A 22,835-nucleotide genomic window follows, 5' to 3' on the forward strand; every position below is an offset into this window, starting at 1 on the left:
TACCGCTCACTTCTTCGCAAAGCGCTGGGACGACGGGATCAGCTCGGTGCGGTGGCCCTGCTCGGCCAGCAGCGCGGCGCGGGCCGGGCCCAGCGGCTCGTCCATGATCTTCGCGTGGATCTTGAGGATCGCGTCGATCAGCATCTCCGGCCGCGGCGGGCAGCCGGGCAGGTACATGTCGACCGGCACGACGTGGTCCACGCCCTGCACGACCGCGTAGTTGTTGAACATGCCGCCGGAGGAGGCGCACACGCCCATGGCCAGCACCCAGCGCGGCTCGGGCATCTGGTCGTAGATCTGCCGCAGCACCGGGGCCATCTTGTTGGTGACCCGGCCCGCGACGATCATCAGGTCGGCCTGGCGCGGCGAGGCCCGGAAGACCTCCATGCCGAAGCGCGCGAGGTCGTACCGCGGGGCGCCGGTGGTCATCATCTCGATGGCGCAGCAGGCCAGGCCGAAGGTCGCCGGCCACAGCGAGGACTTGCGGGTCCAGTTGACCAGCTTCTCGACGCTGGCCAGCATGATGCCGTTCGGGAGCTTCTCCTCGAGGCCCATGGTCTTCCCCCTCAGTTCCAGTCGAGGCCGCCGCGACGCCAGACGTAGGCGTACGCGAAGCCGACCGTGGCGACGAACAGTGCGATCTCCACCAGGCCGAACAGGCCCAGCCGGTCCGCGGAGACCGCGAACGGGTAGAGGAAGACCATTTCGATGTCGAACAGGATGAACAGCATCGCCGTGAGGTAGTAGGCGACCGGCATGCGGCCACCGCCCACCACGGGTTGCGGCGACGGCTCGATGCCGCACTCGTAGGCGTCCAGCTTCGCGCGGTTGTACCGGCGGGGGCCGATGTACGGCGCGGCCGTCACCGAGAACAGCGCGAAGGCGCCGGCGAGGGCGAACATCAATACGAGGGGGAGGTAAGCGTCCAGCACTCTCCGTCGTCCTTTCCTCGCTGTCGCGGTGGTGGTGCACCGCTGACCGTTGCGCACCCTATGGGGTGTTCTTGCGCCCTCCGGGAGTTAGGCACGCCTAACAATCCGCAGGTCGCTTGTGAAACACTTCACAAGGCATCACAGCCGGTTGTGAACTGATTCACAAGACCTGCGGGCCAGTGTAGAACGTCACACAGAGGCGTGACACACACCCCCCACACCGTTCCTGACCTGGGCTTACGCGGTGTAGATCACCAGTTGGGACGGTCGGGGGTGAACGGGAGCACACTGAATACGAAACAGCGCCGTCCCGAAGGACGGCGCTGAGACGTTCGAGTGACGGAGATTAGGCCGTTGGGGTGACCTTCGTGGCGGCGGTGATGATGCGGTCGAACGAGTCACCGTCCTTCGGGTCGTACAAACCGGCCAGCAGCTTGAGCACCAGCTTCATCAGGGTCTTGCGGGGCAGCCCGTACTTGGTCGCCGTGCGCATGATCGTGGGGTTGCCGATGAGCTTGCTGAAGACGTTGCCGAGCCGGTAGTAGCTGCCCAGGGCCTGTTCGATGCGCACCGGGTAGCCGTGCAGCGCGCGCTCGCGGCTCGCGCCCCCGCGGGCCAGGGCCTGCACGGCGCTCTCGGCGGCGATCCGCGCCGACTCCATGGCGTAGCCGATGCCCTCGCCGTTGAACGGGTTCACCATGCCGCCCGCGTCACCCACCAGGAGCAACCCGTCCCGGTAGTGCGGCTTCCGGTTGAGGCCCATCGGCAGGGCCGCGCCGCCGATCTTGCCGGTGGCGTTCTCCTCGCGGAAGCCCCACTCCTCCGGGGTGCCGTCGAGCCAGCTCTTGAGCAGCGCGCGGTAGTCGGTGGTGCCGTACGCCTTCGACGTGCTGAGGATGCCCAGGCCGACGTTCACCGTGCCGTCGCCCATGCCGAAGATCCAGCCGTAGCCGGGCAGCAGCACGTCGTTCTGGCGGTCCCACAGCTCCAGGTGCGACTCCAGGTAGTCGTCCTTGGTGCGCGGGCTGGCGTAGTAGCGGCGGACCGCGACGCCCATCGGCTTCGCGTCGTCCTTCTGGATGCCGACGCTCAGCGCGAGGCGGGCGGACACGCCGTCGCAGGCCAGGACCAGCGGCGCGCGGTAGGTCACCGGCTCCTTGCCCGGTCCCTGCTTCGCCTGCACGCCGACCACGCGGCCGTTCTCCACGAGCGCGCCCGTGACGGTGGTCTGCTCGTGCATCCGGGCGCCCGCCGCGACGGCGGCCTTCGCCAGCATCTCGTCGAAGTCCTGCCGGGGGCGCACCACGCCGTAGGGCGGGAACGTGGCCAGCTCGGGCCAGTCCAGCTCCAGCGTCACCCCGCCGCCGACCACCCGCAGGCCGCGGTTGTGCAGCCAGCCGGCCTCTTCCCGGGTGTCGATGCCCAGGTCGATCAGCTGCTTCACGCCGCGCGGCGTGAGGCCGTCACCGCAGACCTTCTCGCGGGGGAAGGTGCTCTTCTCCAGCAGCACCACGTCCAGGCCGGCCCGTGCCAGGTAGGTGGCCGCGGTGGACCCCGCGGGCCCCGCGCCGACCACGATCACCTCGGCGTCCTCGCCTGCCTTGCGGCGGCTGGGAGTCGTCATCCCCGCTCCTTGTGCCCGTGTTCACAAAGTCCCACCCGAGTCTACTTGCGCCTCCCTGAGACCCCCACCACCCGCGAGAGTCCAACGCTCAGACCCCGAGAGTCCAACGCTCAGGTCCCGAGAGTCGTACCTCCAGGACCCCTGAGTTCTACGTTCCGGACGTAGAACTCAGGGGTCCTGGGCGTTGGACTCTCGCGACCTGAGCGTTGGACTCTCGAGGCCCCGGCGTTGGACTCTCGGGGCCTGGGGGTTGGACTCTCGGCGGGGGTCAGGCGGGTTTGGTGGCGCGGTGGAGGGCGACCATGCCGCCGGTCAGGTTCATCCAGGCCACGTCCTCCCAGCCGGCGCGGGCGACGACCTCGCCCAGCGCGCGCTGGTCGGGCCACGTGCGCATCGACTCGGCGAGGTACTTGTAGGCGTCCGGGTTGGACGAGACGAACTTCGCGATGAGCGGCAGGACCTTGAGCAGGTGGCGCATGTAGACGTACCGGAACGGCCGGAACGTGGGCGTCGACACCTCGCACACCACCAGCCGGCCGCCGGGCCGCACCACGCGGGCCATCTCGCGCAGCGCCGCCTCGGTGTCGTTGAAGTTGCGCAGCCCGAAGCTGACCGTCACCGCGTCGAACGCGCCGTCCGCGAACGGCAGGTGCAGCGCGTCGGCGGCGACCTTCGGCACGTCCCGGTGCCGCCCGCCGAGCAGCATGCCGACGGAGAAGTCCGCCGCCACGCACCACGCGCCGGACGCCGCGTACTCCACCGTGGACACCGCCGTGCCCGCCGCGAGGTCCAGCACCTTCTCACCGGGGCGGGCGTCGAGCACCCGCCTGCTCCACTCGCGCCAGCGCCGGTCGAACCCCAGGGTCATGACCGAGTTCGTGCGGTCGTAGCCCTTGGCCACGCCGTCGAACATCTCGGCGACCTCGCGGGGGTTCTTGTCCAGACCTGCGCGCGACATGAAAACAGCCTAGGTGACGCGCAGAGCGGCCAGCATCCCGTCCACCGCCGCCTGCCACGGGTACTCCTCGGCACGTGCCCGCGCCGCGCCCCGGCGGGCCGGCTCGGGGTCGTCGAGCAGCGCGTTCACCGCGCCCGCGAACGCCGGCGCGTGGTCGGCCACCGCCGCCCCGCACCCCGGCCGCACGATCTCCCGCAGCGCCGACGACGCCGAGACCACCACCGGCGTGCCGGAGGCGAGGGCTTCGAGGGCGGCCAGGCCGAACGTCTCGTGCGGGCCCGGCGCGAGGGACACGTCGGCGGCGGCCAGCAGGTCCGCCACGGCCGCGCGGTCGCCCAGGAACCCGAGGAACGTCACCGGCAGGCCCGCGGCCCGGCGTTCCAGCGCCTCCCGGCGCGGTCCGTCGCCCGCGACGACCAGGCGGACCCGGTGCCCGGCGGCGTGCAGCTCGGCGGCGGTGTCGACGCTGCGCTCGACGTGCTTCTCCGCCGAGAGCCTGCCGCAGTGCACGAGCAGCGCGTCCGCGCCCCGCGCGAGGTCGGCCCTGAGCGACCGGTCGTGCCGCGCCGGGGTGAACGTGCGCAGGTCCACGCCCAGCGGCACGCGCACGACGTTGCGCGCCCCGATCCGGTCGAACTCCTCGCGGGCGAACGCCGTCGTGCACACCACCGCGTCGTAGGAGGCGGCCATGCGGGCGTTGGCCGCGTCCGCCACCCGGCGCGCCACGCCGGCGGGCACCAGGAACTGCTCCAGCAGCCGGTCCAGCCGCTCGTGCGAGATGACCACGCCGGGCACGCCGCGCTCCGCCGCCCAGCGGCCCATGCCGCGCAGCGTGAGCCGGTCGGACACCTCCAGCCGGTCCGGCGCGAGCCGGTCGAGGAGCGCCCGCACCCGCCACGGGTCGACCGCGCGGTAGCCGCCCGTGCCGGGGATGCGCGGGGCGGGCAGCGTGACGCGGCGCACGCCGCCGGCCAGCCGCTCGTCGGCGTGCGCGGGGCCGGGCACCACCAGGACGACCTCGTGGCCGTGCGCGGCGTACCCGGCGCCCAGGTGGTGCAGGGCCGTGCGCAGGCCACCGGAGCGGGGGCCGTAGAAGTTGGCCAGCTGCACGATCCTCACGCGGCGCGCCGCTCCTGGACGTCCAGCACGGCCGCGTAGTGGCCCAGCAGCTCGTCGCACACCGCCGCCCACGTCCGGCCGCGCACCCAGCGCCGCGCCGCCTGCCCGTACTGCCGGCGGCGCAGCGGGTCGCGCAGGTCCTCGACGGCTGCGCGCAGCCCGTCGTCGTCGATGAACAGGTAGCCGGTGTTCGGTCGCACGAGGTCGCGCGGCCCGCCCGCGTCCGGCGCCACCACCGGCACGCCGCTGGCCAGCGCCTCCTGCACGGCCTGGCAGAACGTCTCGTGCGGCCCGGTGTGCACGAACACGTCGAGGCTCGCGTACGCGGTCGCCAGCTCCGCGCCCGACCGGAAGCCCAGGAAGGCCGCGCCCGGCAGCTCCCGGCGCAGCCGCTCCTCCTCCGGCCCGTCGCCGACGACCACGAGCCGGACGCCCGGCAGGTCGCGCAGCGCCGCGAGCCGGTCCACCCGCTTCTCCGGCGACAGGCGGCCGACGTACCCGACCAGCAGCTCACCGCCCGGGGCGAGCGCGCGGCGCAGCGCGTCGTCGCGGCGGTCCGGGCGGAACAGCTCCACGTCCACGCCCCGGCCCCACCGGTGCACGCGCGGCACGCCGTGCTCCTCCAGGGCCGCCACCGCCCAGGTCGACGGCGCGAGCGTGCGGTCGGCGCGGGCGTGCAGCCGGCGCGTCCACCGCCACGCGGCGCGCGCCGTGAGCCCGAGGCCGTAGTGGCCCGCGAACCCGGCGACGTCCGTCTGGTAGACCGCGACGGTCGGCACGCCGAGCGCGCGCGCCGCCGACAGGCCCCGCGCGCCCAGGACGAACGGGCTGGCCAGGTGCACCACGTCGGGCCGGAAGTCGTGCAGGGCGGTCAGCACGCGGCGGGTCGGCACGCCCACCGGCAGCGAGCTGAACCGCGGCAGGTCCACCGCCGGGACGCGGACGACGGGCGTGCCGCCGTGGTCCTCGGGGCCGGGGCCCGGCGCGACGACGAGGGCCTGGTGACCGCGTGCCCGCAGGTGCTCCAGCACGCGCAGGACGGAGTTGGTGACGCCGTTGACCCGGGGGAGGAAGCTCTCGGTGACGATCGCTACGCGCACGCCGACCACCCTGCGGGCCGGAGGACACGTCGGCGTGACACCTCGGCGAACGCCCGCGGAACTCCGCGCGACGGCGTTGACGTTGGCCGCGGTTTCACCTGGAGTACGCGTCGCGGCCACACTCTGCGGTGACACTAGGTCGGCATGACCGTCTTGTCGTCCCGACCCGCGCAGCCCGTCGATCCCGGCCTGGTGTCGATCGCGCTGGAGGTCGCGGGTCGCCTGGCCAACGACGCGTCCGACGTCATCATGGCGACGGCGGGGCGCGGTGCGCGACCGGACGACGACGCGTCGCCGTTCGACTGGGTGACCGACACCGACCGCACGCTGGAGCGCCACACGCGGCGCGTGCTGACGGCGGAGTTCCCCGACATCCCGGTGCTCTGCGAGAACGTCGACACCGACGTCGCCGCGGACGTGCCGTTCCGGTGGGTGGTGGACCCGGTGGACGGCACCGCGAACTACGTGGCGGGCGTGCCGTGGTGCGCCTACAGCCTCGCCCTGGTCGACCGGTGGGGGCCGGTCGTCGGCGTCGTGGCCGACCCGTACCGGGCGCAGATCTACGCCGCGGCGCGGGGGCGCGGGATGAGGGCCAACGGCACGCCCGTGAAGCTGGGCGACCAGGCCGTCAGCGCGATCGTGTGCACGGAGATGACGAGGACCGGGCCGTGGCCGGGGATGGGCGAGTTCATCTCGCGCGCGGCGGTGGCGGGCACCGGGGTGCGGGTGCTGGGCTCGAAGGCGCTGGCGGTCGCGCAGGTGGCCCTGGGCCACGCGGCGGCGGCGGTCCTGCACAGCTACCACGAGTGGGACGTGGCGGGCGCGGTGGCGCTGGCGGTCGAGTCGGGCGCCGTCGTGCTGGACCGGAGGGGCGAGGACGCCCCGCTGCCGGTGGACGGCCTGCTCGTGGCCATGCCGGAGGTGGCGGAGGAGGTCCTCGGGTGGTGGCAGTCGTCGATGGCCCGTTAGGCCGTTTGACGCAGGGCCCGCTCTGCGCCAGAGTTGTCCCCGCCGGGTCCAGTAGGACCCGGAAGTGGACCCGGTTCACCGTCCGGACGGTCGGTTGCCGGGTTTCGCGCTGTCCGGACGCCTACCGGCCCGTCAGCTGTTGCCCAGGTGCGGTAGCTGCTGCTCCAGCACCTCCAGGTGCACGCGGGCGTTGTCGAGGGACGGCTGGGTGAACATCCGGAGCGCCACGCGGCCCACCTCGTCCTCGAACGCGGTGAAGTCGTGCACCGCCGCGGCGAGGCGTTGGGACACCGGGTGGTCCTGGCCGGCGCCCAGGGCGCGACCGAGGTCGGCGATGCGGCGGACGTCCCCCAGCTCCGCGCCGAACTGGGCGGCGATGCGCTGGAACCACTCGCGGGCCGGGGAGAGGGGGACGGTGGCCACCGCCGCGTTGACCCGGCTGACGGCCAGCTCGCACCTCGCGACCATCGCGGACCAGCGGTCGTTCGGGGGCGGGGGCGCCAGGCGCGGCGGGGGCGGCAGGGGCGGCAGGGGCGGGTGGGCCAGGGGTGGGTGGACCTGGTGGCGCGGGCGGCGGGCGGCGCCCACGACCAGGCCGAGCAGGGTGCCCGGCACGCCGCCGATCAGGGTGCCGAGCATCAGCGAGGCGATGAGGCTCGCGACGACGTTGACCTCGTCGTCGGCCGTAGGCAGGGCGAGGCCGAACATGAACAAGGCCGTCATCAGCACCGTGCCGATGAGCAGTCCCCACAGCGCCGACCGTCCCATGTGCACCAATGTGCCAGATCAGGCGTCGAAATCGACCGTGATCGCCGTGGTCCGCGCCACCGACTGGCAGGTCAGCACGAAACCGGCCTCCACCTCGCGCGGCTCCAGGGCGTAGTTCCGGCGCATCTCCACCTCGCCCGACACGACCAGCGCGCGGCACGTCCCGCACACGCCGCCCTTGCAGGCGAACGGCAGGTCGGAGCGCACCCGCTGGGCCGCGTCGAGGATCGGGGTGTCCGCGGGCAGCGGCACGTCGGTGGACCGGCCGTCCAGCACGACGGTGCACGTCGCGGCGGCCACCACCGACTCGTCGGCGCGGCGCGGCGCGGGCGGCGGCTCGTCCACGTGGAACAGCTCGTGGTGCACGCGGTCGTCCGCGACGCCGAGCGAGGACAGCACCGACCGCGCGTCCGTCACCAGCCCGTACGGGCCGCACAGCCACCAGTCGTCCACGTCGGCCCACGGCACGACGGTCCCGAGCAGCGCCCGCAGCTTCGCCGCGTCGAGCCGGCCGGAGAACAGCTCGACGTCCCGGGGTTCCCGCGACAGCACGTGCACGAGCTGGAACCGCGCCGGGTACCGGTCCTTGAGGTCGGCCAGCTCGTCGCCGAACATCACCGTGTCGGCCCGCCGGTTGCCGTACAGCAGCGTGACGCGCGCCCCGGCGGCCAGGACGGTGGCGGCGATCGACAGCGCGGGCGTGATGCCCGAACCGGCGACGACCAGCGCGTGGTGGTCGCCGGGGGCAACGAGGTCGCGGGGGGTGAAGTTCCCGGCCGGCGGCAGCACCTCCAGCACGTCGCCGGGCTGCACGCGGTCCACCAGCAGCGTCGAGAACAGCCCGCCGTCCACCCGCCGCACGCCGATGCGCAGCGGGGTGCCGACGGCCGCGCAGATCGAGTACGACCGGCGCTCGTCGCCGTTGCGCAGGGTCACGAACTGCCCGGCGCGGAAGGCGAAGACCTCCTCCAGCGCGGCGGGCACGTCGAACGTCACCGCCACCGCGTCGGAGCACAGCCCCTCGACGGAGGCGACGGTCAGCTTGTGGAACCCCGGCCGCGCCACTCAGATCTCCTTCACGTGCTCGAACGGCTCGGCGCAGTCCAGGCACCGGCGCAGCGCCTTGCACGCCGTCGACCCGAACCGGGACAGCTCGGCCGTGCGGGACGACCCGCAGCGCGGGCAGGCCACCCGGGCGGGCGGCGGCACCAGGTTCAGCGGCACCGGTCCGACGGCGCGGGGCCCCAGCCGGGACGGCGGCGCGATGCCCGCCTCCCGCAGCTTGCGCAGGCCGTCCTCGCTGATCCAGTCGGTGGTCCACGCGGGCGACAGGGAGGTCCGCACCTCCACCGGCCCGTACCCCGCGGCCGACAGCGAGCGGCGCAGGTCGGCGCCCATCTCGTCGAGCGCGGGGCACCCCGAGTAGGTGGGCGTGATCGTCACCGACACCCGCCCGTCCGGGGCCTCGGTCACGTCCCGCAGCACGCCGAGGTCGGCGAGCGTCAGCACGGGCAGCTCGGGGTCGCGCACGCCCGCGGCCACGTCGTAGGCGGTCACCAGACGGCCCCCGGCAACGACCGGTGCAGGTGCTGCATCTCGGCCAGCAGGTAGCCCATGGCCTCGGTGTGCACGCCGTCGCGCCCGGCCCGGCCGTTCACCCGCGCCGCGGGCACGTCCGCGGGCCGCTCCAGCCCGGCCGCCGACAGCACGGCGTCGAGCACCCCGTCCACCTCGGCCCGCAGCCCGGACGGGTCCACCGCGACGCCGGCCAGCCGCAGCTCGACGGCGTGCGGCGCGAACAGCTCGTCGACGAACGGCCACACCCGCTCCAGCCCGGCCCGCATCCGCCGGTGGGACTCCTCGGTCCCGTCGCCGAGCCGCACGGTCCACTGCGCCGCGTGGTCGCGGTGGTAGGCCAGTTCCTTCAGGCCCTTCTCGGCGACGGCCGCGAGCACCGGGTCCGCGCTGCCCCTCAGCCGCGAGTAGGAGGCGACCTTCCAGGAGGAGAACACCAGCAGCCGCGCGATCGTGGTGGCGAAGTCGCCGCCGGCGACCGGGCCGCACTCGATCTCGGCGAGGTGCACGTTGCGGAAGTCCCGCTCGTCGCGCAGGAACGCCAGCGCGTCCTCGTCCCGACCCGCGCCCTCGACCTCGCCGGCCCGGGTGAGCAGCAGCCTGGCCTGGCCGAGCAGGTCGAGCGCGATGTTGGCGAGGGCGACGTCCTCCTCCAGCTCCGGCGCGCGCGAGGTCCACTCGGCCAGCCGCTGGGACAGCACCAGGGCGTCGTCGCCGAGCATCAGGCAGTACGCGGCCAGGTCGGCGCGGTCGACGCCGGCGGGCACCTCGCGGTCGACGCCGGTCAGCGGCTCGGCGAACCCGGTGCCGAACGCCCAGTGCGCGTCGTCCTCGCCCAGCAGGGACTCGTACGCGTTGTCGAAGCTCATAGGTGCGGCACGTCCTCGGGGATGTCGTAGAACGTCGGGTGCCGGTAGACCTTGTCGCCGCTGGGCTCGAAGAACGGGTCCTTCTCGTCCGGCGAGGACGCGGTGATCGCCGCCGCGGGCACCACCCAGATCGACACGCCCTCGTTGCGGCGGGTGTAGACGTCGCGCGCGTTGCGGACGGCCATCTCGGCGTCCGGTGCGTGCAGCGAGCCCACGTGCACGTGGTTCAGCCCGCGCTTGCCGCGGACGAACACCTCCCACAGCGGCCACGACGAGCTCATGCGACGTCCTCCCGAACAGCCCTCTTGGCGGCGTGCGCCCCGGCCGCCGCGCGCACCCACTCGCCGTCCTCGTGCGCCCGCCGCCGGTGCTCGACGCGCTGCTTGTTCGCGGGCCCGTTGCCGCCGACGACCTGCCAGAACTCGTCCCAGTCCGGCTGGCCGAAGTCGTGGTGGCCGCGCTCGGGGTTCCACCGCAGCTCCGGGTCGGGCAGCGTCACGCCGAGCTTCTCGGCCTGCGGCACGGTCATGTCGACGAACTTCTGCCGCAGCTCGTCGTTGGTGTTGCGCTTGATCCGCCACGCCATCGACCGCTCGGTGTTGGCGCTCTCCGCGTCCGGCGGGCCGAACATCATCAGCGACGGCCACCAGAACCGGTCGACGGACTCCTGCACCATGGCGCGCTGCGCGTCGGTGCCGCCCATCATCGTCATCAGCAGCTCGTAGCCCTGCCGCTGGTGGAAGGACTCCTCCTTGCAGATGCGGATCATCGCCCGCGCGTACGGCCCGTAGGACGTGCGGCACAGCGGCACCTGGTTGCAGATGGCGGCGCCGTCCACGAGCCACCCGATCACGCCGACGTCGGCGTAGGACAGCGTCGGGTAGTTGAAGATCGAGGAGTACTTCTGCCTGCCCGAGATCAGCTTCCCGGTCAGGTCGCCGCGGTCGGCGCCGAGCGTCTCGGTCGCGGCGTACAGGTAGAGGCCGTGGCCGGCCTCGTCCTGGACCTTGGCCAGCAGGATCGCCTTGCGGCGCAGCGAGGGCGCGCGGCTGATCCAGTTCCCCTCCGGCTGCATGCCGATGATCTCGGAGTGCGCGTGCTGCGCGATCTGCCGGATCAGCGTCTTGCGGTAGCCGTCGGGCATCCAGTCGCGCGGTTCGACGCGCTGCCCTGCCGCGACGGTGCGCTCGAACTCCGCCTCCAGGTCCATGGAGGCGATGTTACACCTGAACGCTGTTTTTGAGGAGAACTGTCACAAGCGGCGGCGCAGCCACCAGACCAGCGGCAACAGCACCGCCCACACGGCGAGCAGGAACGTGCCGATGGGCAGCAGGGCGAGCACGGCGGTGCGGCCCGCGACCCGGGCCACCTCGGGGTCGGCGGTGTCGTACTCGATGCGCACGAGCTGGCCGGGCTCCAGGCCGTCCGGGTAGAGCAGGCCCTGCGACGGGCTGTGCACCGCGCCGTCCGGGGTCGCGAAGCGCACGACCGTGCGCTGGAACGAGACGGAGACCACCTCGGCGGTCGCCTTGCCCAGCCGCCCCTCGATCATCAGGTCGTCGCGCCAGCACGCCGCGAGCAGGATCACCCCGATCAGCGTGACGACCGCGCCCAGCACCAGCAACGCCCGGCCGACCAGGAGCTTCACCTTCGGGCGGGCACCCGTGCGCACTGCGTCGTCCACCACAACCGAGGAGTCTAGGACGGTCCTCACCCCGTCTCTCAGGGACGACTCCATACCCTCGTTGGTGTGACATCGGCTCCTGCCTCTCGAACACGACAGCGGCTGCGCGTGCACACCGGGCGCACGTCCGGCGACGACCTCGTGGGCGCTCTGCCCTCGCCGACCGGCGCGCTGAGCTGGGTCCGCGACGGCTCGGGGCTGGTCGGCTGGGGCGAGGCGGCGCGGTTCGAGGCGTCGGGGCCCGATCGGTTCGCCGCCGCCGACCGCTGGTGGGCCGAGTTCACCGCGTCGCTGGACGTGGACGACGAGCTGGGCGTGCCCGGCAGCGGGCCGGTGGCGTTCGCGAGCATGGCGTTCTCCGACCGGCCGGGCCGCTCGGTGCTGGTCGTGCCCGAGGTCGTGGTCGGCCGGCGCGGCGGCCACACCTGGACCACCACCGTCGGCGCGCCGCGGCACCACGGGGTGCGGCCCGTGCGGCGGCCGACCGGGGTGCGCTACGCCGACGGCGAGCTGCCCGTGACCGCGTACCGCGAGGCCGTGCGCGCCGCCGTGGCCCGGATGCGGGCGGGCGAACTGGACAAGGTGGTGCTGGCGCACGACCTGCTGGCCGTCGCGGACGAGCCGATCGACCACCGGTTCGTGCTCGCCGGCCTGGCCGAGCGCTACCCCGAGTGCTGGGTGTACGCGGTGGACGGCCTGATCGGCGCGACCCCCGAGCTGCTGCTGCGCCGCACCGGGTCCGTGGTCGACTCGCGCGTGCTGGCGGGCACCACGTGGCCGCACGACGGGATGTCCGACGACGAGCTGGCCGGCGCGCTGATGTCCTCCGGCAAGGACCGCGAGGAGCACGGGTACGCGGTGGCGTCGCTGGTCGAGACGCTGCGGCCGTTCTGCTCGTCGCTGTCCGTGGACGGCCCGTCCGTGCTGCGGCTGCCGAACGTCTCGCACCTGTCCAGCGACGTGATCGGCGAGCTGAGCGGCACGCCGTCGCTGCTCGCCCTCGGCGCGGCGCTGCACCCCACGGCCGCGGTCGGCGGCACGCCCCGGGCCGACGCGATCCGGGTGATCGAGGAGCTGGAGGGCCTGGACCGGGGCCGCTACGCCGGTCCCGTGGGCTGGGTCGACGGCGACGGCAACGGCGAGCTGGGCATCGCGCTGCGCTGCGCGCGGGTGGAGGGCCGCACGGCCCGCCTGTTCGCCGGGTGCGGCCTGGTCGCCGAGTCCGACCCCGACACCGAGGTGCGCGAGGCGCACGCCAAGATGCTGCCGTTCCGCGAGGCCCTCGAAGGGCTGTGACCGAGGTCACCGGGACGCCGGGCGGTGCTCCGGCCAACCGGTACGTGACCACAGCACTGGACGACCCACCGGACCTCCGCGGGCCCGACGTGACGGCCGCGTTCGCCGAGCTGTTCGACGCGCACGCGCGGCAGCTGCGCGGCTACCTGGCCGGCCGGGTGGGCGACTCGGCGGCGGACGACCTGGTCGCCGAGACGTTCCTCGTGGCGTTGAAGCGGCGGCGCAGCTACGACCCGGGGCGCGCGCCCGTCAAGGGCTGGCTCTACGGGATCGCCACGAACCTCGTGCGCGAGCACCTCCGCCGCGAGACCAGGGGCAGGCGGGCCGGGCTGCGGCTCGTCGGCCGCCCCGAACCCGACCACGGCGCCGCCGTCGCGGACCGCGTGGACGCCCAGCGCAGCACCGACGTGCTGGCCCGCGCCCTCGCCGGGCTGCGCGACGAGGACCGCGACGCGCTGCTGCTCACCTCGTGGGCCGGGTTGTCCCCGGCCGAGGTCGCCGCCGCGCTCGGCGAGAACGACAGCACCGTCCGCTCCCGGCTGCACCGGGTCCGCACCAGGCTCCAGGCCCTGCTCTCCGAGGAGACCACCCGCGATGCGTGAACTCGACGACGCCCTCGCCGACCTGAACCGGGACGCCCGCGCGTCCGACGCCCCGCTGGACGCCGTGCGCGCCCGCGTCCTGGCCGCCGCGGCGGCCGAGTCCGCCGCCCCGGAGCGCCCCGCGCCCCGCCGCTGGTACCTGCCGGTCGCCGTCGCCGCGGCCGCCGCGCTGGTCACCGGCGTGGTGGCGGTGGGCACCGGCGGCCCCGGCACCCGGCAGGTCGCCGAACAGCCGGCCACCGGCGTCCCGGAGTCCGAGGTGCCGCCGGTCCGGCTGCTGTCCGCGCGGGAGTACCTGACCATGGCGGCCGACGCGATCACCGCCGTCGACCAGCCGCTCGCGCCCGGCCAGTACCGCTACGTCGCCGCGCACGAGTGGAACCAGCGCGGCGTGGCGGTGGGCACCCCCGTGGGCGAGCCGAACCCGACGCCGGCCGGCTACGACTACCTGGTCGAGTCGCGCACCGAGACCTGGATCCCCCACGACATCACCCAGGAGTGGCTGAACCGGCGCACGCCGCTGGAGGGCGCGAAGTTCCTGGGCGGTTCGGTGCCGCGGTCCGAGGCCCCGCTGCCCGAGCCGGACGTGACCGCGAAGGGCGAGCGGCGCGGGAAGTGCGGCGACTTCTTCCCGAACGCGCAGCCGAGGAAGGTCTGCGGCGACCCGCGGGACTGGGACAACCCGGACTTCTACACGGGCCTCCCCCGCGACCCGCAGGCCCTCGCGCAGTGGCTGCGCGACGCCACCGCGCACCGCGGCGGCGCGCCGACCGCGGCGTTCCACTGGGCCGTGCAGCTGCTGCACACCGGCCTCGTGCCCGCCGACCTGCGGGCCGCGCTGTACCGGGCGCTGGCGACGCTCGACGGCGTGGCGGTGACCGACGGCAACGTGAACCTGGACGGCCGCGTCGGCGTCGCCGTCGCCGTCGAGAGCCCGAACGAGCACCGCGAGCTGATCGTGGACCCGGCCACCGGCGACTTCATCGGCGAGCGCACCGTCGCCGGCCCGGAGCCGCACAGCCCGTGGATCGCGCCCGGCACGGTGACCGGCTACTCCGCCATCACCACCAAGGTCGTCAACGCCCTGGGCGCGACCTCCTGACCGCGACTCCCGCGGGGCCGCCCACCCGGGCCGGCCCCGCGGGAGTCCAACGCCCAGACCCCGGGAGTCCAACGCCCAGACCCCGGGAGTCCAACGCTCACGACCCGCGAGTCCTACGCTCACGACCGGTGAGTCCTACGCTCACGACCCCTGAGTTCTGCGTTCGCGACCCTCAGTGGTCGTGCGCGGCCAGCAGCCGCCGGGTCTCGCGGATCTTCTGGTACGACTTCGGCTCGACCGGGGCCGCCGCCGTCCGGAGCCCCGCCGAACCCGGCGCGGCGGCCGGCTTCTCCGGCGTGAACAGCCAGATCCGGAACAGCTCGTCGAGCTGCTCGCCGGACACCCGCTCGGCGAGCGCCACGAAGTCCTCGATCGACGCGTCGCCGTTGCGGTGCTCGGTGACCCACTCCTCGAGCAGCGCGAAGAACGCCTCGTCGCCGATCTCCGCGCGCAGCGCGTGCACGGCCAGCGCGCCGCGGTCGTACACGGCGCCGTCGAACTGGTTCTCCGCGCCCGGGTCACCCGGCAGCACCGTCCAGAACGGGTCGTCGGCCGGGTAGAGCGAGTACAGGTAGTCGGCGTTCTCCTGGGCCGTGCCCTCGCCCACGTGCTCCGACCACAGGAACTCCGCGTAGCTGGCGAAGCCCTCGTTCAGCCAGATGTCCCGCCACCGCCGCACGGACACCGAGTCGCCGAACCACTGGTGCGCGACCTCGTGCGCGACGACGTAGGTGTTCGAGCCGCGCCGGAAGAACGCGGCGTCGTAGGTCGACCGGGTCTGGTTCTCCAACGCGAAGCCGATGCCCGGCGTCGCCACGCCGCCCTCCGCCTCGAACGGGTAGGGACCGAAGGGCCCCTCCAGGAACTCCGTCACCTCGGACGTCCGCTCGACCGACGCCACGGACGCGCTGTAGTCCGCGCCCAGCCGCTCCGAGTAGGCGTTGAGCACCGGACGCCCGCCCGGCGAGGTCGACTGGCGGATCTCGAACTGCCCGATCGCCACGAACGCCAGGTAGGTGGCCTGCGGCTGGAGGCTGCGGTAGCGCCAGCGGGTCCAGCCGTTGATCTGCTGGGTCGTGCCGTTGAACAGGCCGTTCGAGATCACCTCGACGCCGCTCGGCACGGCCACCGACACGTCGAACGTGGCCTTGTCGGTCGGGTGGTTGTTGCTCGGGAACCACCACGGCGCGATGTCCGGCTGGTCGATCGCGAGCGCGCCGTCCGGGGTGCGCTTCCACGACGTGTAGCCGTCGACCGCGTGCGTCGAGGGCACGTCGGAGTAGGTGACGACGATCGTCAGGTGGGTGCCCGCGCGCAGCGTGCCGCGCGGGTCGACCACGAGTTCGCCGCCCGCCTGCGAGAACTGCGCGACCCTGTTGTTGATCCGGACCGAACTCGCCTTCAGCAGGAAGTCCAGGTTGAACCGGGTCAGGTCCTGGGTGGTTTTGGCCAGGATCGTCGTGGTGCCGGAAAGGTTGTCGTTCGCCGGCTGGTAGTTGAGCCTGATGTCGTAATGGGAAACGTCGTACCCGCCGTTGCCCGCATTCGGGTAGTACGGGTCTCCGATGCCCGGCGCGCCTGGTTGTGCCGCCGTCGCCGTACCGGCGAGCAGCAGCAGGGACGCCGCGGTGGCGGTACCGAGGGTCAGCTTCGCTCTCAGGGACATGCCCGGCAAGCTATCCCCGGCACCGGGGCCGGTATACCCCCGTACGTAGGTTTTCGGCTATTGGAATGCGGTTGACACGACGGCCCTCAACCGCGTGTGCAGATCGCGCAATTCGTTCCGCTCCGCCCGGATTTCGACCACTTTGATTCCGTCCGGACGGCCCAGTTCGCGCCTCAGCGCGTCCGCCGTCGACACCCGCGCGTGCGGCACGTGGTGCGCGGCGCAGAGGGCCGCCAGGTCCACGCCGTGGGGCGTGCCGAAGACGCGCTCGAACGTCGTCGCGTGCTCCGGCGCGCCCTGCTCCAGCAGCGCGAAGATGCCGCCGCCGTCGTCGTTGAGCACCACCACGGTCAGGTCCGGGCGCGGCTCGCCGGGGCCGATGAGCAGGCCGTTGGCGTCGTGCAGGAACGTCAGGTCGCCGATCAGCGCGATCGTCGGCCCGGCGGTCATCGCGAGGCCGGCGGCGGTGGAGACGCTCCCGTCGATGCCCGCCACGCCCCGGTTGGCGAACGAGGCGACGTCCGGGCGCGGCGCGGCGACCAGGTCGACGTCGCGGATCGGGTTCGACGAGCCGAGGAACAGGTTCGCGCCCGCCGGGAGCGCCGCCACGACGTCGCGGGCCACGTGCAGGCCGGTCGGCCACGGCTGGTTGGCGAGCAGGTCGTCCACGACCTCGGACACCACCTTGTCGGCGTGCCGCCAGGAGGTGAGCCAGTCGTCGTCCACCTCGTGCTCGCCCAGCACCAGGTCGGTGGAGGTGTGCGTGGCGGCGAACTGCGGGTCCGGCCAGTCGAGGTCGCGGCTGAGCACGTGCACGACCGGGGTGCGGGCGATCAGCCGCAGCACGCCCCTGGTCAGCGTGGGGCGGCCCACCACGACCAGGGCCCGGGGCTCCAGGTGCGCGGGCAGGTCGGCGTTGAGCAGCAGCGAGCCGTGGCGCAGGGCCTGGCCGGAGGGGCCGGTGGGTTCGGCGACGACCGGCCAGCCCGCCCGTTCGGCGAGGTCGGTGACGTCGATGTCGGTGTCGCCGACCACGACCAGGGTGCGCGGGCCGAGGTGGTCGGCGGTGTGCAGCGAGGTGGTGGTGCGCTCGGCCACGCGGGTCCACGGCACGTCGAACGGGCGGCCGGCCAGGTCCTCCGGCCAGTCGTCGTCCCCGGCGGGCACCAGCGGGTCGCGGAACGGCACGTTCAGGTGAACCGGGCCCTGCTCGCGGGCCGTGGCGACGGCGCGGCACACCAGGGAGCGCCACAGGCCGTTCTGGCCCGCGCGGCGCTCGGCGATGGGGAACTGGAGGGTGTCCAGGCCGAACACCCGCTGCTGGTCGACGGTCTGGCTGGCGCCCGTGCGGTACAGCTCGACCGGGCGGTCGGCGGTGACGGCGATGACCGGCACCCCGGCGTGCCGCGCCTCCAGCACCGCCGGGTGCAGGTTGGCCACCGCCGTGCCGGAGGTGCAGGTCACGGCGACCGGGTGGCCGCCGCCGCGGGCCAGGCCGAGGGCGAGGAAACCCGCCGTGCGCTCGTCGACGCGGACGTGGAGGGTGATCCGCCCGGCGACGGCCGCCTCGTGGAGGGCGAACGACAGCGGCGCGTTGCGCGATCCGGGGCTCAGCACGACGTGCCGGACGTCGTTGCGGATCAGCTCGTCGACGAGCACCCTGGCCTGCGCGGTGGACGGGTTCACCGATCCATTGTCGCTCAGTGCACGATGGGGTGATTCCCCTTGCTGAGTCGAACGTGAGTTCGAACACTGGAGTCATGACCCGCTACCAGGCCACCTCCACCACCCGACCTCGCCGCAGGGCGGTCCCGTTCTCAGCTCCGGCTCGGGCTTATTGTCCCTGGCGTGGCAGACCAGGACGTTTCCGAGCTGTTCGACCCCACCCGCTGGAAGCGGGTCGAGGGCTTCGACTTCACCGACATCACGTACCACCGCGCGGTCGACCAGGGCACGGTGCGCATCGCGTTCGACCGGCCGGAGGTGCGCAACGCGTTCCGCCCGCACACGGTCGACGAGCTGTACCGCGCGCTGGACCACGCGCGGATGAGCTCGGACGTGGGCTGCGTGCTGCTGACCGGCAACGGGCCGTCCCCCCGTGACGGCGGGTGGGCGTTCTGCTCGGGCGGCGACCAGCGCATCCGCGGGCGCAGCGGCTACCAGTACGCCTCGGGCGAGACGGCCGACACCGTCGACCCGGCGCGGGCCGGCCGGCTGCACATCCTGGAGTGCCAGCGGCTGATCCGGTTCATGCCGAAGGTCGTGATCGCGGTCGTGCCGGGGTGGGCGGCCGGGGGCGGGCACAGCCTGCACGTGGTGTGCGACCTCACCCTGGCGAGCGCCGAGCAGGCGAAGTTCAAGCAGACGGACGCCGACGTGGGCAGCTTCGACGGCGGCTACGGCTCGGCGTACCTGGCGCGGCAGGTCGGCCAGAAGTTCGCCCGGGAGATCTTCTTCCTGGGTCGGACCTACAGCGCCGACGACATGCACGCGATGGGCGCCGTCAACGCCGTGGTGCCGCACGCCGAGCTGGAGTCGACGGCCCTGGAGTGGGCGAAGGAGATCAACGGCAAGTCCCCGACCGCGCAGCGGATGCTGAAGTACGCGTTCAACCTGATCGACGACGGCCTGGTGGGTCAGCAGCTCTTCGCCGGCGAGACGACCCGCCTCGCGTACATGACCGACGAAGCCGTGGAGGGCCGTGACGCCTTCCTGGAGAAGCGGGAGCCCGACTGGTCCGACTACCCCTACCACTACTGAGCCGATGATCACGCTCACGGCGCTCGACGCCGCACTGGCCCCGACCCTCGCCGCCACCGGGTCGCCACCCGGCCCACCCGGCCCGCCCGGCACCCCGGACGTGGCGCTGCCGCTGGTGGCCCAGCCCGAGGCGTCGGGGGACGGCGGGCCGCCCGCCCTCCGGGGCTGGGAGACCGAGGCCGTCCTGGCGGTGGGCACGTCCGGGTCCACCGGCACGCCCAAGGTGGTCCTGCTGTCGGCGGGGGCGCTGGTGGCCTCGGCGCGGCTGACGCACCAGCGGCTGGGCGGGCCCGGCACGTGGCTGCTCGCGCTGCCCACCACGCACATCGCGGGCATCCAGGTGCTCGTGCGCTCGGTCGTGGCCGGCACCGCGCCCGGCGTGGTGGACCTCTCCGGCGGGTTCCGGGCGTCGGGGTTCGCCACCGCCGCGCGGGGCGTCCTGGCCTCGTCCGGGCCGCGCTACACGGCGCTGGTCCCGACCCAGCTGGGTCGGCTCGTGGCCACCGAGGGGCCCGGCCTGGAGGCGCTGCGGCAGTTCGACGCCGTGCTGCTCGGCGGGGCCGCCACGCCGCACGCGCTGCTGGAGAGGGCGCGGGCGCTGGGCGTCCGGGTGGTCACCACCTACGGCATGAGCGAGACGTCCGGCGGGTGCGTCTACGACGGGTTGCCGCTCGACGGCGTCCACGTGCGGCTGGTCGGGGGCCGGATCGAGGTGCGCGGGCCGGTGCTGGCGCTCGGCTACCAGGGGGGCGAGCCGTTCGGCGAGTGGTTCCGCACCGGCGACCTGGGGCGCGTCCGGTCCGACGGCACGCTGGAGGTCCTCGGCCGGGCCGACGACGTGATCATCAGCGGTGGCGAGAACATCGCCCCGCTCCAGGTCGAACGGGCGCTCACCGCGCAGGCGGGGGTGCGCGAGGCGTGCGTGGTGGGGCTGCCCGACCCCGAATGGGGGCATGTGACGGCCGCCGCGGTGGTCCCGGAGGATTTCGGGAACCCACCGGACGTCGAGGCGCTGCGTGCGGCGGTCGGGGACACGATCGGGCGGTTCGCGATCCCGAAGCGGGTGGTCTTCGTCCGCGAACTGCCCCTCCGGGGCCCCGGCAAGGTCGATCGACGGGCGATCGCCAACTCCTTCGGGTGACTTTCTCGCAAGCTCGATTCACTGTTGGTTGACAGGTAACACCTGTAGGCGATTGGCTCGGCAGGCCGTGACGCGCGGCCCTGCCGCGGTCCCCTCCGCACCGCGTGTCCGGACGAGGAGTGCTGCGATGACCAGGCGCTACCTGTTCCCGCTCACCCTCGCCACCGTCCTCACCGCAGGGCTGGCGGCCCCCGCCGCAGCCGCGGGGGAGGCCGGGTGGCGAGCCGACCTGACCACCGTGAACGCCGACGACACCGGGGTGGCGTCGCGGGACGGCGCGATACGCCTCGACCGCGCCGCGCCGGTGCCCGCCAGCGCGCGGGCCGCGGCGCGCTCCGGCTTCCTCCTGCTCGACCCGCACGAGCTGGGCGCACCGGCCAACGCCGTGGCCGCGAGCGTCAGGAGCACCGTCCCGGCCGGCGCCGAGGTGGCCGTCGACGTGCGCGGCGCGCTCGGCCACGACCGGTGGACGGAGTGGGTCGAGGCCCGCCCCGACGCGCCGGCCGTGCTGCCCCGGGCCGTGCGGACCGTGCAGGTCCGGGTCGCGCTGACCGCCGAGGGCGAGAGCCCGGAGGTGAACCGGCTCGACCTGCGGGCGTTCACCGCGCCCGCGAAGAGCGACGGCGTCACCGCCGAGGCCGCGGGCCTGTCCTACCGGGTGTACGCCACCCGCGAGGGCCTCGTCGGCGGCACGACCGCGAACGGCCACGTGATCGTCTCGCGCGACCACTTCGTCGCGCTGCCGTCCCGCCGCGGCCTGAGCGCCAAGGGCACCGGCACGTACAGCGTGCGGGTGTGCGCCTCGAACGGCCGCTGCGAGTGGGCGCCGGTGTGGGACGTCGGCCCGTGGAACACCAAGGACGACTACTGGAACCCGTCGGCCACCCGCGAGATGTGGAAGGACCTCCCGCAGGGCAAGCCCGAGGCGCAGGCCGCCTACGAGAACGGCTACAACGGCGGCAAGGACCAGTTCGGGCGCGTGGTCGCCAACCCGGCGGGCATCGACCTGGCCGACGGCACGTTCTGGGACGGCCTGAAGCTGACCAACAACGCGTGGGTCACCGTCACCTACCAGTGGACCGGGTCCGGCCCGGCCGGGTTCGTCCGCACCGAGGCCCAGAACGGCACGGTGAACGTCCGCGACGGCGCCACCTCGACCGCCGCGCAGGTCGGCATCGCCGCGAACTACGCGCAGGTCAGGGTCGAGTGCCAGGTCACCGGCCAGTCGGTCACGGGCACCCAGGGCACGTCGAACCTCTGGTACCGGATCGCGTCGGGCAAGTTCGTCGCCCGCGCCTACGTGTCGGGCGTCTCGGGCGCGACCGCCTGCTGACGGCCGGAACCACCCGGGAGCGGGTCCCCGTTCACCATGTCGGAGGATGTCCGGCATGGCCACAGTCGCCCAGTGGGTATCGGGGACCCGCCCCCGCACGCTGCCGAACTCGATCGCGCCGGTCCTGGTCGGCGCGGGCGCCGCGCACCACGTCGGCGGCTTCCACGCCACGTGGTCGGCGCTGGCGCTGCTGGTGTCGGTGGCGCTCCAGGTGGGCGTGAACTACGCGAACGACTACTCGGACGGCATCCGGGGCACGGACGCCGACCGCGTCGGCCCGTTCCGCCTGGTCGGCTCGGGCTCGGCCGACCCGAAGGCGGTGCGGGCGGCGGCGTTCGCGGCCCTGGGCGTCGCCGCCGTCGCGGGTCTCGCGCTGGTCGTGCTGTCCGGCCGCTGGTGGATGGTCGCGTTCGGCGCGGTGTGCCTCGCCGCCGCGTGGTTCTACACCGGCGGGCGCAAGCCGTACGGGTACGCGGGCCTGGGCGAGCTGGCCGTGTTCGTGTTCTTCGGCCCGGCGGCGGTGCTCGGCACGCTGTACGTGCAGACCGGCGAGGTCACCGGCATCGGCATCGGCGGCGCGGTCGCGATGGGCGCGTTCTCCACCGGCGTGATGGTCGCCAACAGCCTGCGCGACATCCCCACCGACCTGCGGGCGGGCAAGCGGACGCTGTCGAGCACCCTCGGCGACCGGGACGCCCGCCGCCTCTACCTGGCGCTGGTGACCGTCCCGTTCGTCATCACCCTGGCGATCGGCCTGCGCGTCCCGCTGTCCCTGGTCGGTTTCCTCGCCCTGCCCCTGGCCCTGCTGGGCGCGCGGCGGGTGCTCAAGGGCGCGACGGGCCGCGACCTGATCCCGGTGCTGCGCGACACGGGCCTGGCGATGCTCGTGTGGGGCATCGCCGTGCCCGTCGCGCTCGTCCTGGGCTGAGCCCCGCCCTACCAGGCGTCCTCGGTGAACGACAGCGGCTCGTCGTCGTCCCGGGGCGGTGGCTTCGGCGCGGCGACGCGCGGTTCCTCGCCCCGGCACAGCGCGGCCAGGGCGACCCGGTCGGCCTCCAGCGCCGCCTTCACGCCCCGGTCGTCCGCCGCCTCGCCGAGCAGCACCTGCCGCCAGCTCAGGTAGCCGCCCGCGATGCGCCGCTGCAACGCCCTCAGCTCGGGCGACGCCTCGTTCGACTTGGCGTACCGCATCACCCGCCGCACGTCCTCGGCCGACGGCTCGCGCTGCGGGTAGCGCAGCTTCGCCGCCTCGCGCATCGCCTTCTCCGCGTCGGCGACCGACCTCGTCAGGACGTCCTCGGCCGTCAGCACGTCCGCTGTCCGCCAAGCGCTCACCG

Annotated in this window: 24 protein-coding genes; 8 read left to right on the forward strand and 16 right to left on the reverse strand. The window is 73.7% G+C overall.

Features of this window, described 5'->3' with window-relative positions; translation table 11 throughout:
- Positions 1-6: 6 nt before the first annotated feature.
- The 6 genes from ACRAKJ_RS39710 to ACRAKJ_RS39735 all read right to left on the reverse strand — a co-directional run bounded on the left by ACRAKJ_RS39710 (position 7) and on the right by ACRAKJ_RS39735 (position 5,733).
- Positions 7-555, reverse strand: a complete 549-nt coding sequence (locus ACRAKJ_RS39710; protein WP_438924447.1) for an NADH-quinone oxidoreductase subunit NuoB — start codon at positions 553-555, stop codon at positions 7-9.
- 11 nt (positions 556-566) lie between these two features.
- A complete protein-coding gene (locus ACRAKJ_RS39715) occupies positions 567-932 on the reverse strand; it encodes an NADH-quinone oxidoreductase subunit A (RefSeq protein ID WP_306743720.1) in 366 nt (121 codons plus the stop codon).
- A gap of 346 nt (positions 933-1,278) precedes the next feature.
- A complete protein-coding gene (locus tag ACRAKJ_RS39720; RefSeq protein ID WP_438924446.1) occupies positions 1,279-2,556 on the reverse strand; it encodes a geranylgeranyl reductase family protein in 1,278 nt (425 codons plus the stop codon).
- Positions 2,557-2,824: 268 nt separating this feature from the next.
- On the reverse strand, positions 2,825-3,514 hold the full coding sequence (locus ACRAKJ_RS39725) for a demethylmenaquinone methyltransferase (RefSeq protein WP_438926466.1): 690 nt from the start codon (positions 3,512-3,514) through the stop codon (positions 2,825-2,827).
- A gap of 9 nt (positions 3,515-3,523) precedes the next feature.
- Positions 3,524-4,633 (reverse strand): glycosyltransferase, encoded by a 1,110-nt coding sequence (locus ACRAKJ_RS39730; protein WP_438926465.1) that lies wholly within the window; start codon positions 4,631-4,633, stop codon positions 3,524-3,526.
- Entirely contained in the window at positions 4,630-5,733 is a 1,104-nt protein-coding gene (locus tag ACRAKJ_RS39735) for a glycosyltransferase (RefSeq protein WP_438926464.1), read from the reverse strand. The genes ACRAKJ_RS39730 and ACRAKJ_RS39735 overlap by 4 nt, the downstream gene beginning before the upstream one ends.
- 144 nt (positions 5,734-5,877) lie before the next feature.
- Here ACRAKJ_RS39735 and ACRAKJ_RS39740 point away from each other — a divergent pair, with 144 nt between their 5' ends.
- Positions 5,878-6,702, forward strand: coding sequence for an inositol monophosphatase family protein (locus ACRAKJ_RS39740; RefSeq protein WP_438926463.1), 825 nt, complete (start codon positions 5,878-5,880; stop codon positions 6,700-6,702).
- A gap of 132 nt (positions 6,703-6,834) precedes the next feature.
- Here ACRAKJ_RS39740 and ACRAKJ_RS39745 read toward each other — a convergent pair whose 3' ends face one another.
- From ACRAKJ_RS39745 to ACRAKJ_RS39775, 7 genes are read right to left on the reverse strand one after another with little or no spacing between them, the layout of a single operon-like run.
- Positions 6,835-7,470 carry a hypothetical protein gene (locus tag ACRAKJ_RS39745; protein WP_438926462.1) on the reverse strand — a complete coding sequence of 212 codons (636 nt, stop codon included), beginning with the start codon at positions 7,468-7,470 and terminating at the stop codon, positions 6,835-6,837.
- A gap of 18 nt (positions 7,471-7,488) precedes the next feature.
- Complete coding sequence (gene paaE, locus ACRAKJ_RS39750) at positions 7,489-8,535, reverse strand: 1,2-phenylacetyl-CoA epoxidase subunit PaaE (protein WP_438926461.1); 1,047 nt, start codon at positions 8,533-8,535, stop codon at positions 7,489-7,491.
- A complete protein-coding gene (paaD, locus tag ACRAKJ_RS39755) occupies positions 8,536-9,030 on the reverse strand; it encodes a 1,2-phenylacetyl-CoA epoxidase subunit PaaD (protein ID WP_438926467.1) in 495 nt (164 codons plus the stop codon).
- Entirely contained in the window at positions 9,024-9,914 is an 891-nt protein-coding gene (gene paaC / locus ACRAKJ_RS39760; RefSeq protein WP_438926460.1) for a 1,2-phenylacetyl-CoA epoxidase subunit PaaC, read from the reverse strand. The genes paaD and paaC overlap by 7 nt, the downstream gene beginning before the upstream one ends.
- Positions 9,911-10,195, reverse strand: coding sequence for a 1,2-phenylacetyl-CoA epoxidase subunit PaaB (gene paaB / locus ACRAKJ_RS39765; RefSeq protein WP_438926459.1), 285 nt, complete (start codon positions 10,193-10,195; stop codon positions 9,911-9,913). Before paaB ends, paaC begins: the two co-directional genes overlap by 4 nt.
- Positions 10,192-11,124 (reverse strand): 1,2-phenylacetyl-CoA epoxidase subunit PaaA, encoded by a 933-nt coding sequence (paaA, locus tag ACRAKJ_RS39770; RefSeq protein ID WP_438926458.1) that lies wholly within the window; start codon positions 11,122-11,124, stop codon positions 10,192-10,194. Before paaA ends, paaB begins: the two co-directional genes overlap by 4 nt.
- A gap of 42 nt (positions 11,125-11,166) precedes the next feature.
- Positions 11,167-11,652 (reverse strand): DUF3592 domain-containing protein, encoded by a 486-nt coding sequence (locus tag ACRAKJ_RS39775; RefSeq protein WP_438926457.1) that lies wholly within the window; start codon positions 11,650-11,652, stop codon positions 11,167-11,169.
- A gap of 12 nt (positions 11,653-11,664) precedes the next feature.
- Here ACRAKJ_RS39775 and ACRAKJ_RS39780 point away from each other — a divergent pair, with 12 nt between their 5' ends.
- Genes ACRAKJ_RS39780 through ACRAKJ_RS39790 form a run of 3 tightly spaced genes read left to right on the forward strand, consistent with a single transcriptional unit; the run spans position 11,665 to position 14,598 of the window.
- Complete coding sequence (locus ACRAKJ_RS39780) at positions 11,665-12,894, forward strand: isochorismate synthase (protein ID WP_438926456.1); 1,230 nt, start codon at positions 11,665-11,667, stop codon at positions 12,892-12,894.
- Entirely contained in the window at positions 12,891-13,496 is a 606-nt protein-coding gene (locus tag ACRAKJ_RS39785) for a sigma-70 family RNA polymerase sigma factor (RefSeq protein WP_438926455.1), read from the forward strand. Before ACRAKJ_RS39780 ends, ACRAKJ_RS39785 begins: the two co-directional genes overlap by 4 nt.
- Complete coding sequence (locus tag ACRAKJ_RS39790) at positions 13,489-14,598, forward strand: CU044_5270 family protein (RefSeq protein ID WP_438926454.1); 1,110 nt, start codon at positions 13,489-13,491, stop codon at positions 14,596-14,598. The genes ACRAKJ_RS39785 and ACRAKJ_RS39790 overlap by 8 nt, the downstream gene beginning before the upstream one ends.
- Before the next feature lie 172 nt (positions 14,599-14,770).
- On the opposite strand, the gene ACRAKJ_RS39795 is transcribed toward ACRAKJ_RS39790, so the two are convergent.
- Together ACRAKJ_RS39795 and menD are read right to left on the reverse strand one after the other, a co-directional pair.
- On the reverse strand, positions 14,771-16,264 hold the full coding sequence (locus tag ACRAKJ_RS39795; RefSeq protein WP_438925637.1) for a M1 family aminopeptidase: 1,494 nt from the start codon (positions 16,262-16,264) through the stop codon (positions 14,771-14,773).
- 57 nt (positions 16,265-16,321) lie between these two features.
- Positions 16,322-17,950, reverse strand: coding sequence for a 2-succinyl-5-enolpyruvyl-6-hydroxy-3-cyclohexene-1-carboxylic-acid synthase (gene menD, locus ACRAKJ_RS39800; protein ID WP_438925638.1), 1,629 nt, complete (start codon positions 17,948-17,950; stop codon positions 16,322-16,324).
- Positions 17,951-18,112: 162 nt separating this feature from the next.
- Between menD and ACRAKJ_RS39805 the strand changes: the two genes are divergently transcribed.
- The 4 genes from ACRAKJ_RS39805 to ACRAKJ_RS39820 all read left to right on the forward strand — a co-directional run bounded on the left by ACRAKJ_RS39805 (position 18,113) and on the right by ACRAKJ_RS39820 (position 22,426).
- Entirely contained in the window at positions 18,113-19,024 is a 912-nt protein-coding gene (locus ACRAKJ_RS39805; protein ID WP_438925639.1) for a 1,4-dihydroxy-2-naphthoyl-CoA synthase, read from the forward strand.
- Positions 19,025-19,028: 4 nt separating this feature from the next.
- Positions 19,029-20,165, forward strand: coding sequence for an o-succinylbenzoate--CoA ligase (gene menE, locus ACRAKJ_RS39810; protein WP_438925640.1), 1,137 nt, complete (start codon positions 19,029-19,031; stop codon positions 20,163-20,165).
- A 127-nt stretch (positions 20,166-20,292) separates the two neighbouring features.
- Positions 20,293-21,498 carry a hypothetical protein gene (locus tag ACRAKJ_RS39815; RefSeq protein WP_438925641.1) on the forward strand — a complete coding sequence of 402 codons (1,206 nt, stop codon included), beginning with the start codon at positions 20,293-20,295 and terminating at the stop codon, positions 21,496-21,498.
- A 55-nt stretch (positions 21,499-21,553) separates the two neighbouring features.
- Positions 21,554-22,426, forward strand: a complete 873-nt coding sequence (locus tag ACRAKJ_RS39820) for a 1,4-dihydroxy-2-naphthoate polyprenyltransferase (RefSeq protein WP_438925642.1) — start codon at positions 21,554-21,556, stop codon at positions 22,424-22,426.
- Positions 22,427-22,434: 8 nt separating this feature from the next.
- On the opposite strand, the gene ACRAKJ_RS39825 is transcribed toward ACRAKJ_RS39820, so the two are convergent.
- On the reverse strand, positions 22,435-22,833 hold the full coding sequence (locus tag ACRAKJ_RS39825; protein ID WP_438925643.1) for a hypothetical protein: 399 nt from the start codon (positions 22,831-22,833) through the stop codon (positions 22,435-22,437).
- Positions 22,834-22,835: the final 2 nt, after the last annotated feature.

Source organism: Saccharothrix sp. DSM 118769 (assembly GCF_052936295.1).

Bases quoted from the DNA above. Each gene is read 5' to 3' on its own strand.
- ACRAKJ_RS39710 (WP_438924447.1), bottom strand. From the start codon at position 555: ATGGGCCTCGAGGAGAAGCTCCCGAACGGCATCATGCTGGCCAGCGTC.
- ACRAKJ_RS39720 (WP_438924446.1), bottom strand. From the start codon at position 2,556: ATGACGACTCCCAGCCGCCGCAAGGCAGGCGAGGACGCCGAGGTGATC.
- ACRAKJ_RS39725 (WP_438926466.1), bottom strand. From the start codon at position 3,514: ATGTCGCGCGCAGGTCTGGACAAGAACCCCCGCGAGGTCGCCGAGATG.
- ACRAKJ_RS39740 (WP_438926463.1), top strand. From the start codon at position 5,878: ATGACCGTCTTGTCGTCCCGACCCGCGCAGCCCGTCGATCCCGGCCTG.
- ACRAKJ_RS39745 (WP_438926462.1), bottom strand. From the start codon at position 7,470: ATGGGACGGTCGGCGCTGTGGGGACTGCTCATCGGCACGGTGCTGATG.
- paaC (WP_438926460.1), bottom strand. From the start codon at position 9,914: ATGAGCTTCGACAACGCGTACGAGTCCCTGCTGGGCGAGGACGACGCG.
- paaB (WP_438926459.1), bottom strand. From the start codon at position 10,195: ATGAGCTCGTCGTGGCCGCTGTGGGAGGTGTTCGTCCGCGGCAAGCGC.
- paaA (WP_438926458.1), bottom strand. From the start codon at position 11,124: ATGGACCTGGAGGCGGAGTTCGAGCGCACCGTCGCGGCAGGGCAGCGC.
- ACRAKJ_RS39775 (WP_438926457.1), bottom strand. From the start codon at position 11,652: ATGGAGTCGTCCCTGAGAGACGGGGTGAGGACCGTCCTAGACTCCTCG.
- ACRAKJ_RS39790 (WP_438926454.1), top strand. From the start codon at position 13,489: ATGCGTGAACTCGACGACGCCCTCGCCGACCTGAACCGGGACGCCCGC.
- ACRAKJ_RS39795 (WP_438925637.1), bottom strand. From the start codon at position 16,264: ATGTCCCTGAGAGCGAAGCTGACCCTCGGTACCGCCACCGCGGCGTCC.
- menE (WP_438925640.1), top strand. From the start codon at position 19,029: ATGATCACGCTCACGGCGCTCGACGCCGCACTGGCCCCGACCCTCGCC.
- ACRAKJ_RS39815 (WP_438925641.1), top strand. From the start codon at position 20,293: ATGACCAGGCGCTACCTGTTCCCGCTCACCCTCGCCACCGTCCTCACC.
- ACRAKJ_RS39820 (WP_438925642.1), top strand. From the start codon at position 21,554: ATGGCCACAGTCGCCCAGTGGGTATCGGGGACCCGCCCCCGCACGCTG.